Genomic DNA, 20,983 nt, shown 5'->3' with positions numbered 1-20,983 from the left:
GGTACCCCTCGGCGCAGTGGTTCAAACCTTTCCGGCTGCGCTCTGCCCGCGCGCACCGCCGCCGCGGAACCGGCAGGCAGACTGTTTTGACTGGTCAACGGCGCGAGCGGAGCCTGCTGAGACCACCCCCTCCACCGGAAAGGCGAACCCATGCGCCGAACCCCGCTGATCCTGGCCGCCGTCGCCGCCGTGTCGATGGCCGCCGCGCCCGCGCAGGCAGCCGAAACCTGGACCACGGTGTTCGAGGACACCTTCGACGGCCCGGCAGGCACCGGTCTCGACCCGCAGAACTGGCTCTACGACAAGGGAACCGGCTACCCCGGCGGCGCCGCGAACTGGGGCACCGGCGAGATCGAAACGTCCACCGACTCGACCGACAACGTCTACCACGACGGAGCCGGGCACCTGGTGATCAAGCCGCTGCGCGACGCGAACGGCGCGTGGACGTCCGGCCGGATCGAAACCCAGCGCACCGACTTCGGCGCGCCGGCGGGCGGGCAGATGGAAATGAGCGCGACGATCCAGCAGCCGAATCCGGAGCACGGTCTCGGCTACTGGCCCGCGTTCTGGGCGATGGGCGCGGACGCACGGCCGGTCGGCGCGACGAACTGGCCCAGCATCGGCGAACTGGACATCATGGAGAACGTGAACGCGCTGGACAAGCATTCCAGCACGTTCCACTGTGGACAGTGGGCGGGGGAGTGCCACGACCCGGACGGGATCAGCAGCGACCTGCAGGACTGCGCCGGCTGCAAGACCGGGTACCACACGTATTCGGTGGTGGTGGACCGCCGGGACGCGGCCGCGGAGGAACTGCGGTTTTCCTTGGACGGCAAGGAAACTTTCGCGGTGAAGCAGAACCAGGTGTCCGACGCCACCTGGAAGGCCGCGGTGGACCACGGGTTCTTCGCGATCTTCGACGTGGCGATCGGCGGGTCCTATCCGAACAAGGTGTGCGGATGCACCAGCCCGGGAGCGGACATCACGCCGGGGGCGGGGATGAGCATCGACGCGTTCTCGGTGAAGGTCAGCGAAAGCTGATTTTCGGCCACGGATCGGTGAACACCTGGACCGACTCGTCGAGCGGGCGAACCACCGACCCCTGTCGTGCTCCATCAGCTCGTCCGCGACCATCCGCAGCGGTCGGCCGCCGTCGCGCCGACCGACTTCGGCGAAGAAGACGACGTCCTCGCTGAAGTCGGTCGGCAGGTCGGTCAGCGCTGTCCAGCGGTAGATCCGCGACTCGCGGTCCTTCAGCCAGGAGTCAGGGCGGCGGTGCGGCCGCGACCCGAAGAGGTTGTCGGTCAGGTATGCCTGCGTTCCCCGCTGCTGCAGGCAGGGTGCCGCGGGTTCGGTGAATCGAAATCCTGCGCCCGCTCGACCAGCCACTCGGTGTGCGTCACGGCACAAGTATCCCGGAGAAGCCCGTGCTCAGTGCCTCTCCGGACTACCGCTCTTGCCCTCCCGGCCAGGCCGCCGCGTGCCGCGCGCCGTTGTGGGGCCGGATAGGTACCGTGATCACCGCAGCAGCGGGAAGAGGGGAACGAAGTGAGCAATCCATTGGTCGCGCCGGTGAAGGAGACCTCGGCGGTGGCCGGGGTCCCGTTGCTGGAGGACGCCACCGGGCTCAAGGAGGCGATCGAGAGCAAGAACTGGGCCGCGGTCGCGATCGGGGCCGTCGGCACCGCGATCGACGTGCTCACCGCGGTCATGGACCCGTTCGGCGCGATCTTCGCCGCGGGCGTCGGCTGGCTGATGGAGCACGTCGGCCCGCTCAAGGAAGCTCTCGACGCGCTCACCGGCAACGCCGACCAGATCAGTTCCCAAGCCCAGACCTGGACCAACGTCGCCAAGGAACTCGAAGGCGTCTCCGCCGAACTCGGCGAGCTGGTCAAGAAAGACCTCGAGAGCTGGCAGGGCGACGCCGCCGACAGCTACCGCAAGCGGGCCGAGGACACCTCCGCCCTGATCGCCAGCGCCCAGAAAGGGTCCGAGGGCGCGGCGAGCGGGGTCAAGACCGCGGGCGAGGTCGTCGCGGCGGTGCGGTCGCTGGTCCGCGACACCATCGCCGACCTCGTCGGGCACCTCATCTCGTGGGCGCTGCAGGTCCTGCTCACCGCGGGGATCGGGATGGCCTGGGTCGGCCCGCAGGTCGCCGCGGCCGCCGCGAAGACCGCGTCCCGGATCACCCAGATCACCACCAAGCTGGTCAAGGCTCTCAAGGCGCTCATCCCGCTGCTGAAGAAGGCCGGGACGCTGTTCGAGGACGCGGGCAAGGCGCTGAAGGGGCTCAAGGGCGGCAAGAACGCCCCGGCGCCGAAGCCCAAGGACATCAACGTCAAATCCGAGGGCGGCGGCACCCGGTCGCATCCCGGCGGCGACGACAGCACGCACACGTCCGGAGCCGGAGGCGGCGGAGGACACCAAGGCAGCACCGGCAACACCCACACCAGCGGCTCGGAAGGCGGCGGCCAGGGCGGCGGGCATGAAGGCGGCCAAGGCGGTGGCGGGTCGCACGAGTCCGGCGGCAACGAGGTGCACCCCTCCTCGACGCAGCAGCCCAGGGGCAACCAGAGCCAGAACCCGGCCGAACACCACACGGACCCCAACGAGATCAAGGGCTGCGGCGACCCGATCGACGTCGCCACCGGCGCGGTGTACCTGGTCCAGGAAGACCTGAACCTGCCCGGCGTGCTGCCGCTGACCGTGGAGCGCACCCACCGCTCGACCTACCGCTCCGGCGGATTCTTCGGCCCCACCTGGTCCTCGACGCTGGACGAACGCCTGGAGGTCGGCGACGACGGCCTGCACTACGCCGCCCCGAACGGCGTGCTCGTGCGCTTCCCCTTCCCGCAAGGCATCGAGGCCGTCGCCACCGACGACGGGCCTTACCTCGCGCTGCGCCGGGTGACCACCGGGTTCATCGTCGGCGACCCGCAGAGCAGCGTCATCCGCCACTTCACCGGCGAACCCGGCGACCGCGTCCTGCGGCTGCACGCCCTGGCCGACAGTTCGGGCAACCGGATCGACTTCCGCTACGAGGACGGCGTGCCGGTCGCCATGGAGCACTCCGGCGGCTACCGCGTGACGGTCGAATCGGCGGACGGCCTGGTCACCGCGCTGCGCGTGCCGGACGCGCCGGTGGCGGTGCGGGAGTACCGCTACGACTCCGCGCGGCGGCTGACCGAGGTGGTCGACGCGGTCGGCACCTCGCACAAGTTCCGCTACGACGCCGACGGCCGGATGGTGCGCTGGGACGACGTCAACGGCCGCTGGTACAGCTACCACTACGACAGCGACGGCCGATGCGTGCGCGCCCAGGGCGACGGCGGCTACCTCGACACCGAACTGTCCTACGAAAACCTCGTCACCACGGTCACCGACTCGCTCGGCGCGGTCACCCGCTACCAGCTCAACGAGCAGCTGAAGGTCGTCGCCGAAACCGACCCGCTCGGCAACACCTCGACCACCGAGTACGACGAGTTCGGCCGGGTCGTCGCCAGGACCGACGCGCTCGGCCACGTCACCCGCTGGGAGTTCGACGAGGTCGGCAATGTCGCCGCGGTGACCCGTCCGGACGGCTCCCGGCTGGTCAACGAATACGACGAGCGGGGCCTGCGGGTCTCTACCACCGGTCCCGCGGGTGACGTCTGGCGCTACGAGTACGACGAACAAGGCAGCCTGGTCAAGGAAACCGACCCGGCGGGCGGGGTCACCGCCTACACCTACCACCCGGACACCGGCGCGATCGCGACGCGGACCGACGCCCTCGGCGGCATCACCCGGTTCGAGTCCGACGCGGCCGGCCTGCCCACGAAGATCACCGCCCCCGACGGCGCGGTGACCCGCTACTCCTACGACGCGCTTGGCGCGATCACCTCGATCACCGGTCCGACCGGCGCGTCCGTGGAACGGGTGCGCGACGCGGCGGGCAACCTGGTGCAGCAGCGCAACGCCGACGGCACGGTCAGCAAGTTCGGCTTCAAAGCCGCGGGCAACGTCGAGGAGTCGGTCGACCCGCGCGGCGGCGTGCACCGCGTCGAGTACGGCGCGTTCGGCCTGCCGCTGTCCGCGCAGGACCCCGACGGCGGCGTCCGGAGGTTCGGCTACGACACCGAACTGCGGCTGACCACGGTGACGAACGAACGCGGCCTGGTCTGGCGCTACGAGTACGACCAGGCGGGCCGGGTCGTGGCGGAAACCGACTACAACGGCCGGGTCCTGCGCTACGGCTACGACGCGGCGGGCCGGCTCGTGCGCCGGGTCAACGCGGCCGGGCAGGCGATCGACATCGAGTACGATGCGCTCGGCCGGCTCGTGCGGCGCACCGCCGCCGACGACGTGGCCGAATTCGCCTACGACCACGACGGCCGGATGGTCCTGGCGCGCAACGGCGAGACCGAGGTCCGCTTCGAGTACGACGCGCTCGGACAGCTCGTGTCCGAGTCGATCAACGGCCGCGTCGTGCGGTCGGAATTCGACGCGCTCGGCAGGCGGGTCGGCCGCCGCACGCCCACCGGCGCGGAATCGTCGTTCGGCTACGACTCCGCGGACCGCCCGACCGCGGTCACCACCGCGGGCCGCACCCTGCGGTTCGAATACGACGCCGCCGGACAGGAAACGGTGCGCCGCCTCTTCGCCGGGACCGCGCCGGTGGCGGAGCTGCGGCAGGACTGGACCTCGACCGGGCGGCTGCGCGGGCAGACCGTGCTGCGCGGCGCGGCCACCGTGCAGCAGCGCGACTACCGCTACCTGCCCGACGGAAACCTGTACACGACCGGAGACCTGCTGTCCGGGCCGCGCGCGTTCGAGGTCGGCGCGGGCGGACGGGTCACCGCGGTCCGCGGCCCGAAATGGCAGGAGAGCTACCGCTACGACGCGGCTGGCGCGGTCGCCGAGGCCGGCTGGCCGGGCGACCCGGCCGCGGCGGGCCCCCGCACCTACCGCGGCACGCTCATCGAGTCCGCCGGCGAAACCCGCTACACCCACGACGCCGAGGGCCGCGTCGTGACGCGGGAATGCCGCGGGCAGCGGTGGGAATACCAGTGGAACTCGGCGAGCAGGCTGACCGGCGTGCGCACCCCGGACGGCACGGTCTGGCGCTACCGCTACGACGCGCTCGGCAGGCGCGTCGCCAAGCAGCGCCTCGACCCGGCGGGCGCGGTGGCCGAGCAGATCGAATTCGCCTGGGACCACTACCGGCCCGCCGAGCAGGTGCACAGCGCGCCCGGCCGCCCGCAGGTCGCGACCGTGTGGGACTGGCTGCCCGACTCCGACCGAGTGCTCGCGCAGACCGAGCGGAAGCTCGGCGAACGCGTCGACGAACGCTTCCACGCCATCGTCACCGACCTGGTCGGCGCGCCCGCCGAACTGGTCGACAGCGCCGGCGCGCTCGCCGGGCACCAGCGCACCTCGCTGTGGGGCGCGGTCGTGTCCGAAGGCGGGAACGCGCGCACCCCGCTGCGTTTCCCCGGCCAGTACTACGACCCGGAAACCGGGCTGCACTACAACATGCACCGCTACTACGACCCGGAAACCGGCCGCTACCTCTCGCACGACCCGCTCGGCCTCACCCCGTCCCCGGACTCGCAGGCCTACGTGGACAACCCGACCGCGATGATCGACCCGCTCGGCCTCAACCCGCTGCCGACCGGGCCGTGCCCGAAGAAGCTGAAGGAAATGGAGGAACAGCAGGCCGGCAACAAGCGCAAACGCGACGACGACGCCACGCCCGACGCGCCCCCGGCCAAGAAGGCGTCCACCGAACCGTCGAATCCGCCCGGCACCTACGGCGACCGCAATCCCGAGGCGGCCCGCGTGGGGAAGAACCACGGCTACCAGTTCGACGGGCACCGGACCAACCAGCACGAGCACGTCGGCGTCCACCAGGCCGCCGCGGACAACGGCAGCGGCCTGCCGCGGAAGCGTTCCGACGAAACGGACCTCGAGCACGCGGCCTACAGCTACACCGAAACCCACGACCTGCACCGGAAGCACCCAGGCACCGGGAGCGGCAACCGGATGCACACCTCCGGTTTCACCAGCGGGAAAGCGCACGACGAACACCAATTGAGCTACGCCTACGCGCAGCGGCGGGCCTACGAGCGCAAGGACACGTCAGATCTGCTGCAGCTCAACCAGATGGGCTACGCGCACATGGACGGCAAGTACACCCGGCCGACCTATCAGGTGCCGGGCCGCCAGCCGCACAACACCTATCTGAGCCCGCAGGAAAAGGTCTACCACGGCGACGACCCGAACCACGTCCACCATCCGGATTTCCACGACCCGAAACACGGCATCCACACCTACGGGAACAAAACCAAACCGGTCCCCGGCGAGCATTACCCGGACGGTTCGGAAGTGCGGCACCGGATCGAGAACACCGACAAGCAACGGGAGGATTCGGCCGCCGCCTACAAACAGCGGGCCGAGGACGCGAAGGCCGAACAGGAACGCCGCGACTACCTCACTGAGCACCGCAGCGAAATCGAAAACGGCAACGACGCCAAGCTCAAAAAGGACCTCAGCGACTTCGACGAGGAGCAGAAGTACCTGCGCGGGTCGAAGGACTCCTACCAGCACATGGTCGACGAGATGTACGGCACCGGCAAGGGCATGCCGTACAACCCCGCTCCGGGTACCAAGGAGTACGACGACATGGTCAAGAACGGGGAGTCCTTCGCCCGCACCGACCCGCTCACCGCGGGCGGCCGGGCCGAGGCGCATCTGGCCTACGAACAGCGCCAGACCGGCCAGTACCCCCAGGGAACCGCCGACGAACTGCTCGACAAATGGGGATTCCAGGCCCCGAAGGACAAGAACGACCCGACGTGGCAGCGGTGGCAGAACGGCGATTACGACCCGCCGGAGCTGCGCAAATACGACGGCGAGACACCCATTTCCGCCGAGAAGCGCGCGGAGATGAAGGAAATGGAGGAAAGGGCGATCGCGCAGCGGATGCGGACCCTGGACCTGGACCGGAGCGAGGGCAGGAGCTGACGCGTTTTCCGGCGCGGGATCAGCCCGCGCCGGAAAGATCCGTCGTCTCGGCCAGCCGGGTCGCCACGTCCAGCAGCGCGGCCGGGCGCGGGCCGTCCGCGCGCCACACCACGACCGTGTGCGCGGTTTCGCCCTCCAGCGGCACGAACACCACCCCGGTGCGGCGCAGGCTGTGAGCTGAGCCCGCCAGCCGCGTCACGCCGACCCCGGCCGCGACCAGCCCCAGCAGGCCCTGCACGGTCGCGGTGCGCTGCACGACGTCCGGAGTGAACCCGGCCGCGGCGAAATCGGCGTCGTACTTGCGGTGCCAGGGATCCCACGACGCGCGCGGCGTCAGCACCCACGGCTCTTCCGCGAGGTCGGCCAGGCGCAGCGTCGGACGGTCGGCCAGTCGATGGCCCGAGGGCAGGACGGCGCAGACCTGCTCGGTCAGCAGGACGTGCGTCGCTAGGTCGTCGACCAGCGGCGGACGGGTGAAACCTGCGTCGAAGCGGCCGTCGCGGACCCCGTCGACGAGCTCCGCGATCGAGACTTCCGCGGTCGTGACGGTCAGCTCTGGGAGCTGCTCCCGCACCGCGCGCACGACCGACGGGAGCAGGTAATTCGCCGTACTGGCAAGGAAAGCCAGCCGCAGCGCGCCGATCTCGCCGCGGACCGCGCGAGCGACCGTCGCCACCGCGGCGTCGGCACGGGCGAGCACCGCGCGCGCTTCGGGCAGGAAAAGTTCGCCGACCGGGGTGAGCCGGGTGCCGCGGGCGTCGCGGTCGAAGAGCTGCGCGCCGAGCTGGCGTTCCAGCACGGAAATCTGCTGCGACAGCGACTGCTGCGCGATGTGCAGAGCCGCGGCCGCACGCGTGAAGCTCGTCGTCTCGGCGACGGCGACGAAGTAGCGCAGCTGCCGCAGCTCAGGGGTCACAGGCTGAGACTGTAGCCCGCCAGCGAACCGGTGTTGGCGGACCCCGGCAGGCACACGCCACGATCGGAGGCGGAAGAACCACTGGAGGGACTGCTCAATGACCGAGGAAACCGACGGCCGCGTCTGGCTGATCACCGGGTGCTCGAGCGGCTTCGGCCGCGAACTCGCCCAGGCCGCGCTGGCCGCGGGGGAGCGGGTTCTCGCGACCGCACGCGACCCGGAGACGCTCGCCGACCTCGCCGAGGCGGGCGGGGACCGGGTGCGCACCGCCGCGCTGGACGTCACCGACCCGGCCCGGATCGACGCCGCCGTGCGGACCGCGCTGGACGAGTTCGGCCGGATCGACGTGCTGGTCAACAACGCCGGCCACGGTTCGGTCGGTGCCGTCGAGGAACTGACGATGCCCGAACTGCGCGCGGTGCTGGAGGTGATGTTCTTCGGCGCGGTCGCGATGACCAAGGCTGTCGTCCCGCTGCTGCGGGAACAGGGGAGCGGCATGATCGTGCAGATGAGTTCGATGGGCGGACTGCTCGCGCCGCCCGCGTTCGGGGCCTACTGCGCGGCGAAATTCGCCCTGGAGGGCCTGTCCGAGGCGCTCGCGGCGGAGGTCGAACCGCTCGGGGTCAAAGTGCTGATCGTGGAGCCGGGCGCGTTCCGGACGTCGTTCGGCGGCGCCGCGATGCACCGCTCCCGCAAGATCGACGCCTACGCCGAATCGACCGCGGCCACCCGCGCCGCGATCGAGGGGATGGACGGGACGCAGCCCGGTGATCCGGCGAAGGCGGCAGCAGCGATCTTGCAGGCGGTGGACGCGCCCGACGCGCCGCTGCGGCTCGCGCTCGGCGGCGACGCGGTGGACGCGATCCGCGGCAAAATCGGTGCGCTGACTCAGGATCTCGACTCCTGGGAGAAGGTCAGCCGAGCCACCGCGCTGGACTGAGACGCGGGGTTTCGGTCCGTGAAGGGCTCCTTAGGGGAATCAGATTCCCGCAAGGAGTCCTTCACGGACGCAGGGACCCGGTCGAGTCACGGATAATTCGGGACGTTGACCGGCTTGGTGCCGTCCGGGGTCACGTCCCCCGTGTCGTTCACGACGTGGGTGATCGTGCCGCGGTGGTTCAGCGACACCGTGAGCAGGCTGTGCAGCTTCACCCCGCCGTTCTGCGGCACCTCGAACGCGTGATAGCTCGAAACCGCCGGGTTGGTGTCGAAGAAGCAGTAACTGCCCAAGCCCCACGCCTCGTGCGAGGTCACGTCCGGGCCGACCTTGTACGCGGCGTACCCGGCGGTGCCGGGCGCGGAGTTCCACGAGGCCTGATCCGGGACGTCGTAAGGCATTTCGTTCTGGAAGAAGATCGTCTTCCCGTTCTGGCCGTTCCACACCACCTGGAACTTCTGGTAATGCTCCACGAACAGCCCGGTCGCGGTCACGTTGTCGCCGTTGACGAGCACGCCGGTGTCGGCGGTGTTCGTGGTCCAGCCGACCGTGCCGCTGTTGCCGTGGTCGGCGCGCCACGCCCAGACATGGTCGACGATGGTGTTGTCGCTGTTCACCACGAGACTGTTGGTCGCCTTGCCGGCCAGATCGCCGCCGACGCGGAAGAACACGTCCTGCAGCGACGTCGGATTCGCCGCGTGGCTCGTGTGCTTCCCGCTTTCGCCGACGGTCAGCAGCGCCTGTGAATTCTGCGTGCCCGCGTCGAACAGCAGGCCCTTCACCCGCACACCGTCCACATCGGACACGTGCATCGCGTCGACGCCGTTGTCCGGGATCAGCGTCGGGTAACCGATGCCGAGCACCGTCGTGCCCGGCCGGGTCACGTTCAGCGTCTGGTCGAGGTGGTACGCGCCGGGCGTGAAGAACAGGTTGCAGCCGGCGGCGAGGGAGCTGTTGATGCTCTCCGCCGTGTCGCCGGGCTTGACGACGCGGAACTGGTTCATCGGGACGGAATCGCCGGGCGTGCCGCCGTTCGCCCAGCTCGGCCCGGACGCGTTCGTGCGCAGGGACGGCAGGAAGACGCGGTAGTTGCCGCCGTTGTCCACGTACAGGTACGGCACGTCGCGCGAGACCGGCGTGGTGTCGAGCGTGGTTTCCGGCGGGTTCGGGAACGAGTTGGCGGGCGCGCCGGTGGTCCCGGAGAAGACCATGTTCCACACGCCGCCGTCCCAGCTGCCCAGCGCCGAATCCCGCGTGTACCACTGCTGTTGCGAGACCGAAGCGGCCTGGCCGGACACGCGGGTGTCGGCGACGTAGCCGCCGCTCGCGTACCCGTAGCTGGCCGGGAACAGCTGCAGCCCGCCCTTGATGTCCATCCGGCGGAACGGCGCGGCCTGCGACACCGCCCACCGGTCGCTGCCGCTGGAAGGCGTGACGGCCATGTTCTCCGCCGAACGCCAGAAGTTCTGCAGCGCGGAGCCCTGGTCGGATTCGTTGAAGGCGTCCACGGTGATGTCGCCGTTGATCTGGACGTCGTCCGGGTTCTGGCCGAGCCCGGCGACGGAGGTGTAGAAGCCGACGTTGTCGTGCACCGCGTAGGAGCCCGGCTTGAACAGGTGCGCGACGCGGCCCGAGCCGAACTGCGCGGTCTGCGTGTCCTTCTGCGCCTCGAAGTCCTTGTCCAGCTGGGCCTGGATCGTCGCGGAGGGCATTCCCGGGTCGAAAATGTGCACGTTCGGCCCGAAGTCCGGCTGATCGGACTGGCCGGTGCAGCCCGCCTGCCCGGACGCTGGGGCCGCGGCGGCGGGGACGGCGATCCCGGCCGCGGCGAGCAGCGCCAGCGCGATGAGTGCTGGTCCGCGGGATCGAGACGGCCGCCCGGGTGGTCGATGAGTCCGGTTCACGTGGGGACACCTCCGCCGGTAGGGAAATTGCCAACCAGTTTGTGGTCGGCCACAACAAATTAAACGCCCAGCTCGGCGCCGCCGGTCACAACTCGGTCACAGTTGTCTGGACCACTGGCGGGATTCCGGCTATCGGAAACTCGTTCACGTCCGGGTGACGCAGCCAGCCTCGCGCCGCGTTGTGCCCCACGATGGGCCGTGGACCTGCCGCCGTGAAGATCGGAGTCTCGGTGACCCGGACAGCAACGGACAACCCCTGGCGGCTCGGCTTGGCCGCCGTCGTGTCGGTCTTGGCGCTGGCGTGCGGCGTCGCGACTGCCGGACCGGCCGCCGCCGCGGACTACTCGAAGGCCGGCGAGAACGTTGCCGGTTCACAAATTCTGCGGCACGAGGGCGTGCAGAGCGGGAGCCCGCGGTTCGACCCGGCGACCGGACAGACCCTCGGCCACGACGTGAGCGGACACCAGGGCGCGGTCGACTGGGGCCAGGCCGCCGGCGCGGGCGCGCGGTTCGCCTACGTCAAGGCGACCGAAGGCACCGGATTCGTGAGCCCGCAGTTCGACCAGCAATACCACGGCGCGCACAACGCCGGTCTGATCCGCGGCGCGTACCACTTCGCCCGCCCGGACGTCTCCAGCGGCGCACAGCAAGCCGACTACTTCATCGCCCACGGGGGCGCGTGGCGCGGCGACGGCACGACGCTGCCGGGCGCGCTGGACATCGAGTACAACCCCTACGGCGACGCCTGCTACGGCAAAAGCCAGGCCGACATGACCGCGTGGATCGCCGACTTCACCCACCGGTACCTGGCGAAACAGCGCCGCAGCGCGATCATCTACACCTCGACGTCGTGGTGGAAGCTCTGCACCGGCAACGCGGGCGGGTTCGGCGACACCAATCCGCTGTGGCTCGCCCGGTACGCCCCGCAGATCGGCGAACTCCCGGCGGGCTGGGACAAGCAGAGCATCTGGCAGTTCTCGCGCACCGGCAGCCTGCCCGGCGACCAGAACTACTACAACGGCCCGATGAACCGCGTGCAGGCGCTCGCCAGGGGAGGCGGTTCGTCGGCGTGATCCCCTGAAAAGCCGTACCGGCCGGGGGAGCGGCCGGTGTTGGATCACCGGGTGACATTCGCGATCGGACTCTTCGACCTCTTCACCTACGCGATCCCGGGCGCCCTGCACCTGGCGGTCCTGGCCTACCTCGCCGGACGGCTGCACTGGATCGACCTCGCCGCCGTCTCGCGCGGACCGGGCGTGGTGCTGGTGATCGGGATCGCGGTGGCCAGCTACCTGGTCGGATACCTGGCGTACCCGCTCGGCGCGCGGGCCGGGCGGTGGCTGCCGCGGCGGCGGAAGCGGAACCCGCGCGAGGAGTTCCTGCGCCGCAACCCGTCCGCGCGCGGCCAAGCGTTCGTCGAGGCGGACCCGTTCCTGCTGCTTTCGGCCCTGCAACTGCACGACGCGGACGCGGCCCTGGAGGCGACCCGGCTGCGCACCGCCGGGCTGATGCTGCGCAATTCCAGCCCGGCGATGGCGTTCGGGTTCGTGGCCGCGGTGGTCGAGCTGATCGTCGGGCCGCATCCGGTGTTCGCGGCGTGCGCGGCGGTCTTGTTCGCGGCGGCGTTTCCGGCGTTGGTCGCGCAGGGGAGGTTGCTGTCGTATTGGGCGAGTGTGAAGACGCTGGAGCTGAGTTTCTGGGTGCCGGAGGTAGAGGAGACGCTGGCGGCTAGGCAGAAGACGGAGTGATGGCGGCTTCGTGCCACGCGACGTTGGCGCCGAGCGCAGCAGTGAGCCGGGAGATGGTTTCGCGGGTGCGTTGGTCGTTGACGTGCTCGGGAAGCCAGGCGCAGGCGAGGTAAGCGCCAGCGACGTCGGCGGACGCGCACACAGCGGCGAGGCATTCTTCGATCCGGGCGACGGAAGGGCCGGGACCGGACGGGAAGCGCGCGCCGGGGAGTTCGGCGCTGTCGATCACGTCGATGTCGAGGTGGAGGTAGACGGGAACCCGGCCCAGTTGGGCGAGTGCGGTGGTGATGGCGGCGGGGTCGGCAAGCACGCGGCGGACGCGGCTGGCGGCGAGCGCGTCGCGTTCGGCGGGGTCGAGGTCGCGGGCGTCGGCGAGCACGACGCTGGTGTCGGGGACGGGGCGCAGGCCGAGCGGGTCGTCGAACAGGCCCTCGGTGCGGCCGGTGAGCATCGCCAGTGCCATGCCGCCGACGTAGCCGCTGGTGGAGATCTCGGGGGTGTTGAAGTCGCCGTGCGCGTCGAGCCACAGGACGGCGAGGTCGTGGTGGCGACGCTGCAGCGCGGCCACCACGGCGCGGCTCGTGGGGCAGTCGCCGGAGAGCACCAGGGGTTTGGCGGCCCGGGCCACTGCGTCGGCTGTCGCCTGGTGCAGCAGGTTCATTCGGGCGGGGACGGGCTCCGCGGGCAGGACCGGCGGGACGACCTGGGTCGCTGCGGCGGGTACGGGGAAGTCCGGGAGGTGCTGGTCGAGGTGCCAGGGCGTGACGATCAGGTCCCATAGGCCGTCGGGGTCAGCCACGAGGTTTCTCGCTTTCGTCGTGGTGGGCCAGCAAGTCGAGCAACCGCCCCAATTCGGCGGCGCCTGCTTGCAGATGCGCGGTGATTTCGGCTCTGGCTTCGCTCCTGGTGCCGTGCAGGGCGTCCAGCAGTTGGCGGTGGTCGTCGGTGGCGCGGCCGAGTTCGCGGCGGGAGCGTTCGGCCAGTGCGAGGGCGAGGCGTTGTTCTTGCTGGAGCTGCGCGTGGAAGCGGCACAGCCGGGGACTGCCGGTGGCGGTGACGAGGGTGGCGTGGAAGAGCCGGTCGCTGTCGAGCGCGGTGGCAGTGTCGTCCTGGTCGAAGGCTTGCTCGATCCGGGTGACCAGGTCGGCCAGCTGCCGGTAGATCTCCGGGTCGCGGTGCTCAGTGAGGGCGTCGGCCGCGGTGAGTTCGACCGACGTGCGGGCGGCGTAGATGTCGGCGACGTCCGGACCGGTGACGTCCGCGACGACGATGCCGCGGTTCATCCGGTACCGGACCAGTCCCTCGCTTTCGAGAGTCCGCGCGGCCTCGCGGAGGGTGCTGCGGGAGACCCCGAGTTCGGCGGCGAGCGCAGCCTCGCGCAGCGGAGTACCGGGCGGCAACCGGAGGGACAGGATCGCCTGCCGGACGGCTTCGGCCGCCTGCTCGGCGGTGCTGCGCCGCTGGATGTTCGCACCCAGGCCCTCGATCGTCATCAGTCCCCCTGCCCGCCGCGGTGTGCGCACCAGATTGCCAGATTGTCCGACAATCTGGCAAGACCCGACGCATACGAAAAGTCCCGGCCGCGAACCGCGACCGGGACTTCCGGATGAACTTTCTCAGCGACCCCTGAACCGCGCCGCCAGCGCGGCGATCGGCGATCGGCGGCCCCGCAGGGGAACCTCGCCGGAGGTGATGTCCGCCAGCAGCGTCGCCACGGTTTCCTTCGCGCACGTGCGGTTCGCGCCGATTCCGCCCGACGGGCCGCGCTTGATCCAGCCGACCACGTACGTACCGGTTCGGCCCTCGACGCGGCCCGCGGTGTTCGGGATCGTGCCGGCGGCCTCGTCGAACGGGAGACCCGGCACCGCGCGGCCGCGGTAGCCCACGGCGCGCACCACCTGACCAGCAGCGACCTCGACCGGTCCGGCAGGTCCCTCGACGCGCAGTCCGCGCACCTGCCGGTCGCCGGTGATCTCGACCGGGGCCGAGTGGAAGCGCAGCACGATGCGGCGCGGACCGTCCACGGGAGGGGCGGTCCAGTCGACGGTTTCGCGCGCCAACTCCTTCAGCAGCGCGGCTTTTCCGGTGCCCGCGTCGATCGCCGCGGCGGTGCGCGGGTCTTCGGTGTCGACGACGAGCGGCACGTTCTCCCGCTGCGCCAACGCAATCAGCTCGGGCGAGGTGTAGGCGGCGTCTTCCGGGCCGCGCCGGGCGAGCAGCACAACCTCGCGGACCTTGCTGGAGCGCAACCGTTCCAGCGCGTGCGGGGCGATAGTCGTGCCGTCGAGATCGTCCGGGTCGGCGGTGAGGATCCGGGCCACGTCGAGTGCGACGTTGCCGGTGCCGATCAGCACGACCCGTTCCGCGGAGAGGTCGACCGCGTGCGCGGGGACGTCCGGGTGGCCGTTGTACCAGGCGACGACGGTCGTCGCGGCGAGGCTGCCGGGCAGGTCCTCGCCGGAGAGGCCGAGGGTGCGCGCGGAAGAGGCGCCGACCGCGTAGATCACCGCGTCGTGCCGCTCGGCCAGTTCGTCCGCCGTCACGTGGCGGCCGACCTCGACGCCGAGCTTCAGCTTCAGCCGCGGGTGGTCGTGGAACCGGGAGAACGTCTCGCCGATCCGCTTGGTGTCCGGGTGGTCCGGGGCGACGCCGAAGCGCACGAGACCGCCCGCGACCGGCAGCCGGTCGATCAGCGTGACGCGCGCGTTGGTGTGCAGCAACAGGTCTTCCACCGCGTACATCCCGGCCGGGCCGGTGCCGACGACGGCCACATCCGCGGGCTCGAGGTCGCTCGGGATCTCCCGGTCGAACGTCGGCGGGCCCCAGCGGTGGAAGTTCGGCGCCGGGTTCGCGGCGACCGGCGGGCGGTCGGCGAAGAAGTCCGCGTTGATCCCCGCGTAGACCTTCATCGAATCGGTCAGCAGGTCCACCGGGAAGATCGCGTCGACCGGGCACGCGTCGGCGCACGCACCGCAGTCGATGCACGTGGCCGGGTCGACGTAGAGCATTTCGGTGGTGCCGAAGTCCGGCTCGTCCGGCGTCGGGTGGATGCAGTTGACCGGGCAGACCGACACGCACGTCGCGTCGTTGCAGCAGGTCTGGGTGATCGCGAAGGCCATGTCAGATCAGATTCGCCCGCTTGTAGAACACCAGCGCCGGCTTCGTGAGCAGCCCGCACGAGCCGAGGAACTCCATCAGCCCGGCACAGCTCGAGCGCATCATCGACTTGTGGTGCTCGTTGTTCTTCGCCTCGCGCAGCGCGCGCTCGGCGTCCAGCCCGGCGTTCTTGTACACGTCGCGGTTGACCATGCTGCTGACGATGAAGTACGACGCGATCGCGATGACCAGCGCGTTGATCTGGCGGCGCACGGCTCCCGCGCCCTCCAGTTGCTCGCGCGTCTCCTCGCGGGCGAACTTCATGTGCCGCGACTCTTCCACGACGTGGATGTTGTTGATGGTGCGCACGAACGGGACCACGCGCTCGTCGCGCATCCAGTCGCGCTGCATCACGTCGAGGACCTCTTCGGCGACCAGGATCGCCGCGTACGCCGCTTCGCCGCTGGCGACCGCCTTGAAGACACGGCCCAGTTCGACGGCGAGCTTGCGCGGCCGGTACGGGGGAGCGCCGAGCTTCTGCGCGCCGCGGGCGAACATGATCGAGTGGCGGCATTCGTCGGCGATCTCGGTGAGCGCCCACTGGAACGCCGGGTCGGTCGGGTCCTTGGCGTAGAAGTCGCGCAGCACCATCTGCTGCAGGATCATCTCGAACCAGATCCCGGTGCTCGCGACCGACGCCGCCTCCTGGCGGGTCAGCTCCTTCTGCTGCTCCGGGGTCATCTCGGCCCAGTAGCTCGTGCCGTAGAGCGTGCTCCACTCCGGGCTGGCCCCGTGGAAGTCCTTGTCCAGCGGGGTTTCCCAGTCGACCTCGGTGGCCGGGTCGTACGACAGGGTCGCGGAGGAGTCGAGCAGCCGCTGCGCGGTCTCGTGCCGGCCGGACGGGGCTGCTTCCGGTGCTCGTTGCACGTCTGCGCTGGTCATTCGGTCCTCCCTGAGCGACATTGATTAGGCGTTACCGCGATTCACTGTTACCTAAGGTAACACCTATCTGGCCGTATCGCGAGAGGCGCCGGCGAACCGCGTGTCGCCCGTTCGGGCAATCGGGCCGGGGAAAGGCCGCTGACCTGGCAGGATGAGCCGAGAATGTCTTCCTGACCTCGGAGGAACCGCCGTCGTGACCCCAGGGCCTTATCCCGGCATGGAGCCGCAGCCGTACTCGCCGCTGCCGCCCGCTTACGGCGCGCAGCTCCCGCCGCAGCAGCCGCCGCCGACCGCGTACTTCGGGGCTACCGCGGTCGCCGCGGCGACCTTGGCCTCGGTCATCGGACTGGTGGGCACGATCGGCTTCGTCGTGGCGGTGCTCCGGATGGTCGGCCATCCCTCCTCGAGCAGGCTGCTTTCCAGCGGCATCGTCGGCGCCGCGGACCTGGCGATCGCGGCACTGAGCGTCGCCGGCGCGATCGGGCTGTTCAAGCGTTCCCCGGCGGGCCGGGTCTGCGTGCTCGTCGGCAGCAGCCTGGCGGTGCTGGACATCGTCGTCTTCATGATCGTCGGCCTCGGTTCCAGCTTCGTCCGGAAGAGCGCGCCGCCGACCCTGCAGATGACCTTCCCGAGCGGGTTCCTGTGGCTGATCGTCCCGGTCGCCGCGCTCGTGCTGGCGGCGCACCGGGCGACCGGCGCGTGGCTGCTGCCGAAAACCCCGCCGATGCCGTACCACCCCGGCTGGTGACCGGCCGGGAGGAAATCCTCCGCACGGCTCGGCTGCGCCTGACCACCTGGTTTCCTGAGGATGTGGCCGATCTCGCCGCCCTGCACGCCGACCGCGAGGTCATGCAGCACATGACGAGCGGCCCGCAGACCCGCGAGGCGACCCGGGCACGGCTGGAGCGGTTCATCGCCGAACACCGGGCGCGCGGCTGGTCGAAGTGGCGGGTTGAAGGCGCGTCGGGATTTCTCGGCCGGGCCGGGTTCGGCGTCGCCCATCGCAGCGGGCATCGGGAAGTCGGCTACCTGCTGGCCCGCGCGGCGTGGGGCGCGGGACTGGCCACTGAGCTGACGCGGGCGCTGCGGCAGTGGCACGAGGACCACCCGGAGCCCGCTCTCGCACCCGAGCTGCGGGCGTATGTGCTGCCCGGCAACGCGGCCAGCTGCCGGGTGCTCGAGAAAGCGGGCTTCCGGGCGGTCGGCGAGGAGGACGGCCAGCTCGTCTTCGAGTCAGGCTGACCGGCGCAGCCTAGGCAGCACCGCCAGCCACAGCAGAACGGTCGCGACGCCGTACGCCACCGTCATGGTCAGGCTCATCGAAAACGGCGTCGTCCCGCCCAGCGACACCAACGGCGCGACGATCGGCCCGACCGCGAACGACGACGTCCCGAGCAGCGCCGCCGCGGTCCCGGCCCGCCGGCCGTGGTCGGCGAGGGCGAGCGCGTTGCCGTTCGCCTGCGTGGTCCCGCCCGCGAACATCAGCAGCGCCAACGGGATCAGCAACGCCGCCAGCCCGGCCCCGAACATCACCGCGCCCAGCATCGCCACGGCCGCCGCCGCGGTGAAGGTCGTGCCCAGCACGTACATCCGGACCGGCCCCGCACGCCGCACCGCCGCGCGGTTCACCTGCGCGCCGAGCACCGACATCACCGCGTTCGCCGCGAAACACGCGCTGAACAGCTGCGGCGACAACGAGAATCCGTCCTGCAGCACGAAACTGATCGACGCCAGATAGGTGAAGAACGCCGCTCCGCCGCAGGTGCTCACCAGCAGGAAACCCAAGAACAGCGGGTCTTTCAGCAGGATCCGGAACTCGCCGCGGCCCTTGCGCGGATGTCGCGCCTCCGGCGGCAGGCTCTCCGGCAGCGCGGTCGCGGCGACGAGCAGCAACGCCGCCCCGATCCCGGCCAGGACGCCGAAGATGCCGCGCCATCCGATGACAGCCGCCAGCTGGCCGCCGATCACCGGAGCGACGATCGGCGCCAGCGCCCCGACGGTGGTCAGCAACGCCAGCAGCCGCACCAGTTCGACGCCCTCGGCGAGATCCCGCGCGACGGCCAGCGAAAGCACGATTCCGGCCGAACCGCACAGCCCTTGGAAGAACCTCGCCGCGAGCAGCACCTCGATCGACGGCGCGAACGCGCACACCACCGACAGCACGGTGAACAACCCGATCCCGGCCAGCAGCGGACGCCGCCTGCCGAACCGGTCGCTCAGCGGGCCCACGACCAGCTGGCCGAAGGCGAGACCGAGCATGCACACCGACATGGTCGCCTGCGCGAGGCTCTGCCCGGCCTGGAGATCGTCGGCGAGCTGAGGGAGTGCCGGCAGGTAAAGGTCCATGGAGATCGGGCCGAAGACCTCCAGCAACCCCAGCACGACGGCCATCCGGAGCGCGCCTGGCCGTTTTTTCGGCAACACCGCGTCGACCAGGCTCGCTTCGGTGTGGAGCGGCTTCATCCGGCACGCAGGATCCGGCGCAGCCACGAAAGCCGGGTCGCGACCGCGGAGCGGGAGACTTCCGCGTCCGGGGAGAAACCGGCGAAGCCGTGGTAGCCGCCCGCCCAGACGTGCAGTTCCGCCTGCCCTCCGGTAGCCCAGATCCGCAGCGCGTACTCGGTCGTCTCGTCGCGGAAGATCTCCGCGGCGCCGACGTCCAGGTACGCGGGCGGGAGACCGGACAGATCGGTCATCCGGGCCGGGACCGCGTACGGGGAAGCTGCGTCGGTGCCGCGCGCCGGGCCGAGCAGTGCGTCCCAGCCGGTGTCGTTGTTGTTGCGGTCCCAGGCGCCGATTCCGTTGTACTGCCGGGTGGACACGGACTCATTGCGGTCGTCGAGCATCGGGCACGCCAGCAGCTGTCCGGCAATGGCCGGGCCGTTGCGGTCCCGCGCCAGCAGGGCGACGCCCGCCGCCAGGCCGCCGCCCGCGCTGGCACCGGTGACGACGATGCGCGACGGGTCGATGCCGAGTTCGTCGGCGTGCTCGACTGTCCACAAGAGACCGGCGTAGCAGTCCTCGACGGCGGCGGGTGCCGGGTTTTCCGGAGCCAGCCGGTATTCCACCGAGATGCCGACCGCGCCGAACCGCAGGACGTCGTCGATCAGGCCGTCGAGACCGAAGAATCGGTTGCCCAGCACCATTCCGCCGCCGTGGATGCTGTACAGGGCGGGTGCGTTGACGACGCCCGGGGCGGGACGGACGACGGTGAGCACGATGTCCGGCGCGCCCTCGGGGCCGGGAACGGTGTGCTCGGTCAGCTCGACCGGGCGGTCGCCGACGATCTGCTCGGCGGGCGGGATGATCGTCGCGAAATGCGCGCGGTTGGCCAGGATCGTGTCCGCGCGCAGCGGGATCCTCTCGACCAGATCGAGGAACGCGGCGAGACCGGGCTCCAGTTCCGGGTCGTAGGGCACCGGAGGGACGCTCATTTCCCGGCCTTCCCGAAGATCCGGCGCAGCCACGAGTTCCGGGTTTCGAGAGCGGCCTTGCTGATCGGCCAATCCGGGACGTACATGTCGAACCCGTGGAAGGCGCCCGCCCACACGTGCAGTTCGGCCTGTCCGCCGGTCGCCCAGATGCGCAGCGCGTACTCGGTGTCCTCGTCGCGGAACGGTTCCGCGCTGCCGACCTCGATGAACGCCGGGGGCAGCCCGGACAGGTCGGTCGCGCGGGCCGGGGCGGCGTAGGGGGAGACGTCGTCGGTGCCGACCGCGTCGCCCAGCAGCGACTGCCAGCCGGCGAGGTTGGATTCCCTCGTCCACGTGCCCAAGCCGGGGTACTGCTGGCTCGCGACAGTGGTGTTGCGGTCGTCGATCATCGGGCACAGCAGCAGCTGGCCCGCGATGGCGGGGCCCTTCCGGTCGCGCGCGAGCAGCGAGACCGCCGCGGCTAGACCGCCGCCCGCGCTGCCGCCCATCACCACGACGCGCGACGGGTCGATGCCGAGCTCGTCGGCGTGCTCGACTGTCCACACCAGACCGGCGTAGCAGTCCTCGACCGGCGCGGGGTGCGGGTGCTCGGGGGCGAGCCGGTACTCGACGTTCACCGCGACGACGTTCAATTCCAGCACCAGTGCCAGCAACCGGCCGACGTCCATGTTGCGGTGGCCGACCATCATGCCGCCGCCGTGGATGTTGTAGAGGACGGGAAGCGCGCCGTCGCTCTGATGCGGGGACAGAATGGTGATTTCCAGGTCCGGCGCGCCGTCCGGGCCGGGGATGGTCTGCTCGACGACGGTCACCGGGGCGTCGCCGACGACTTCGGCGGCGGGCGGGAACATCTCGGCCATCGCGCGGCGCAGGCCGGGGATCGTCTCCGGGGTGAACGGCGGCGCGTCGGCCGGGACGATCTCGGCGAGCGCGGGCTCGATCTCCGGGTCGAACGGGACAGGGGGATAGGTCAAGGCAGTCTCCTCGGCGAGGGCGGGGTTAGG

General features: G+C 70.5%; 16 protein-coding genes. 7 read left to right on the top strand and 9 right to left on the bottom strand.

Translation table 11 applies throughout. The annotated features are described in order from the left end of the window. Positions 1-150 precede the first annotated feature (150 nt). Both DMP23_RS17990 and DMP23_RS17985 read left to right on the top strand, forming a co-directional pair. Positions 151-1,041: a glycoside hydrolase family 16 protein gene (locus DMP23_RS17990; protein WP_051171934.1), complete on the top strand. Its 891-nt coding sequence runs from the start codon at positions 151-153 to the stop codon at positions 1,039-1,041. Between the two features lie 507 nt (positions 1,042-1,548). After that, the gene (locus DMP23_RS17985; RefSeq protein WP_337821791.1) at positions 1,549-7,002 is read left to right on the top strand and encodes an RHS repeat-associated core domain-containing protein; all 5,454 of its coding nucleotides are present in this window, start codon (positions 1,549-1,551) and stop codon (positions 7,000-7,002) included. Between the two features lie 19 nt (positions 7,003-7,021). Here the strand turns inward: DMP23_RS17985 and DMP23_RS17980 are convergent, their stop codons facing one another. Continuing rightward, on the bottom strand, positions 7,022-7,918 hold the full coding sequence (locus DMP23_RS17980; RefSeq protein WP_337821790.1) for a LysR family transcriptional regulator: 897 nt from the start codon (positions 7,916-7,918) through the stop codon (positions 7,022-7,024). Positions 7,919-8,015: 97 nt separating this feature from the next. Here DMP23_RS17980 and DMP23_RS17975 point away from each other — a divergent pair, with 97 nt between their 5' ends. Next, positions 8,016-8,858 (top strand): oxidoreductase, encoded by an 843-nt coding sequence (locus DMP23_RS17975; protein WP_337821789.1) that lies wholly within the window; start codon positions 8,016-8,018, stop codon positions 8,856-8,858. 86 nt (positions 8,859-8,944) lie between these two features. Here the strand turns inward: DMP23_RS17975 and DMP23_RS17970 are convergent, their stop codons facing one another. Then, entirely contained in the window at positions 8,945-10,759 is a 1,815-nt protein-coding gene (locus DMP23_RS17970) for a hypothetical protein (RefSeq protein WP_337821788.1), read from the bottom strand. A gap of 230 nt (positions 10,760-10,989) precedes the next feature. Between DMP23_RS17970 and DMP23_RS17965 the strand changes: the two genes are divergently transcribed. Further along, entirely contained in the window at positions 10,990-11,832 is an 843-nt protein-coding gene (locus tag DMP23_RS17965; RefSeq protein ID WP_134732015.1) for a lysozyme, read from the top strand. Between the two features lie 51 nt (positions 11,833-11,883). After that, positions 11,884-12,507, top strand: a complete 624-nt coding sequence (locus DMP23_RS17960) for a hypothetical protein (protein WP_337821787.1) — start codon at positions 11,884-11,886, stop codon at positions 12,505-12,507. Here DMP23_RS17960 and DMP23_RS17955 read toward each other — a convergent pair. The 4 genes from DMP23_RS17955 to DMP23_RS17940 form a co-directional block, all read right to left on the bottom strand. Then, positions 12,488-13,306 (bottom strand): arginase family protein, encoded by an 819-nt coding sequence (locus DMP23_RS17955; RefSeq protein ID WP_337821786.1) that lies wholly within the window; start codon positions 13,304-13,306, stop codon positions 12,488-12,490. The genes DMP23_RS17960 and DMP23_RS17955 overlap by 20 nt on opposite strands. Continuing rightward, a complete protein-coding gene (locus DMP23_RS17950; protein WP_337821785.1) occupies positions 13,299-14,000 on the bottom strand; it encodes a GntR family transcriptional regulator in 702 nt (233 codons plus the stop codon). Before DMP23_RS17950 ends, DMP23_RS17955 begins: the two co-directional genes overlap by 8 nt. A 123-nt stretch (positions 14,001-14,123) precedes the next feature. Continuing rightward, the gene (locus DMP23_RS17945; RefSeq protein ID WP_337821784.1) at positions 14,124-15,626 is read right to left on the bottom strand and encodes an FAD-dependent oxidoreductase; all 1,503 of its coding nucleotides are present in this window, start codon (positions 15,624-15,626) and stop codon (positions 14,124-14,126) included. 1 nt (position 15,627) lies between these two features. Then, positions 15,628-16,545 carry an AurF N-oxygenase family protein gene (locus tag DMP23_RS17940; RefSeq protein WP_037806429.1) on the bottom strand — a complete coding sequence of 306 codons (918 nt, stop codon included), beginning with the start codon at positions 16,543-16,545 and terminating at the stop codon, positions 15,628-15,630. A gap of 193 nt (positions 16,546-16,738) precedes the next feature. On the opposite strand from DMP23_RS17940, the gene DMP23_RS17935 reads away from it, so the two are divergent. Together DMP23_RS17935 and DMP23_RS17930 are read left to right on the top strand one after the other, a co-directional pair. After that, the gene (locus DMP23_RS17935) at positions 16,739-17,293 is read left to right on the top strand and encodes a hypothetical protein (protein WP_134662942.1); all 555 of its coding nucleotides are present in this window, start codon (positions 16,739-16,741) and stop codon (positions 17,291-17,293) included. Beyond that, complete coding sequence (locus tag DMP23_RS17930; RefSeq protein WP_205669902.1) at positions 17,290-17,787, top strand: GNAT family N-acetyltransferase; 498 nt, start codon at positions 17,290-17,292, stop codon at positions 17,785-17,787. Before DMP23_RS17935 ends, DMP23_RS17930 begins: the two co-directional genes overlap by 4 nt. Here the strand turns inward: DMP23_RS17930 and DMP23_RS17925 are convergent. The 3 genes from DMP23_RS17925 to DMP23_RS17915 are packed head-to-tail and all read right to left on the bottom strand — an operon-like array spanning position 17,779 to position 20,953. Then, a complete protein-coding gene (locus DMP23_RS17925) occupies positions 17,779-19,008 on the bottom strand; it encodes a multidrug effflux MFS transporter (RefSeq protein WP_337821783.1) in 1,230 nt (409 codons plus the stop codon). The genes DMP23_RS17930 and DMP23_RS17925 overlap by 9 nt on opposite strands. Then, positions 19,005-19,979, bottom strand: coding sequence for an alpha/beta hydrolase (locus DMP23_RS17920; protein ID WP_238606581.1), 975 nt, complete (start codon positions 19,977-19,979; stop codon positions 19,005-19,007). The genes DMP23_RS17925 and DMP23_RS17920 overlap by 4 nt, the downstream gene beginning before the upstream one ends. After that, positions 19,976-20,953, bottom strand: coding sequence for an alpha/beta hydrolase (locus DMP23_RS17915; RefSeq protein WP_238606580.1), 978 nt, complete (start codon positions 20,951-20,953; stop codon positions 19,976-19,978). The genes DMP23_RS17920 and DMP23_RS17915 overlap by 4 nt, the downstream gene beginning before the upstream one ends. Positions 20,954-20,983: the final 30 nt, after the last annotated feature.

The sequence above is a fragment of the Amycolatopsis sp. A1MSW2902 genome (assembly GCF_017312175.1).
GTDB lineage: Bacteria > Actinomycetota > Actinomycetes > Mycobacteriales > Pseudonocardiaceae > Amycolatopsis > Amycolatopsis nivea.
This window is presented reverse-complemented; position numbering and strand designations above follow the sequence as displayed.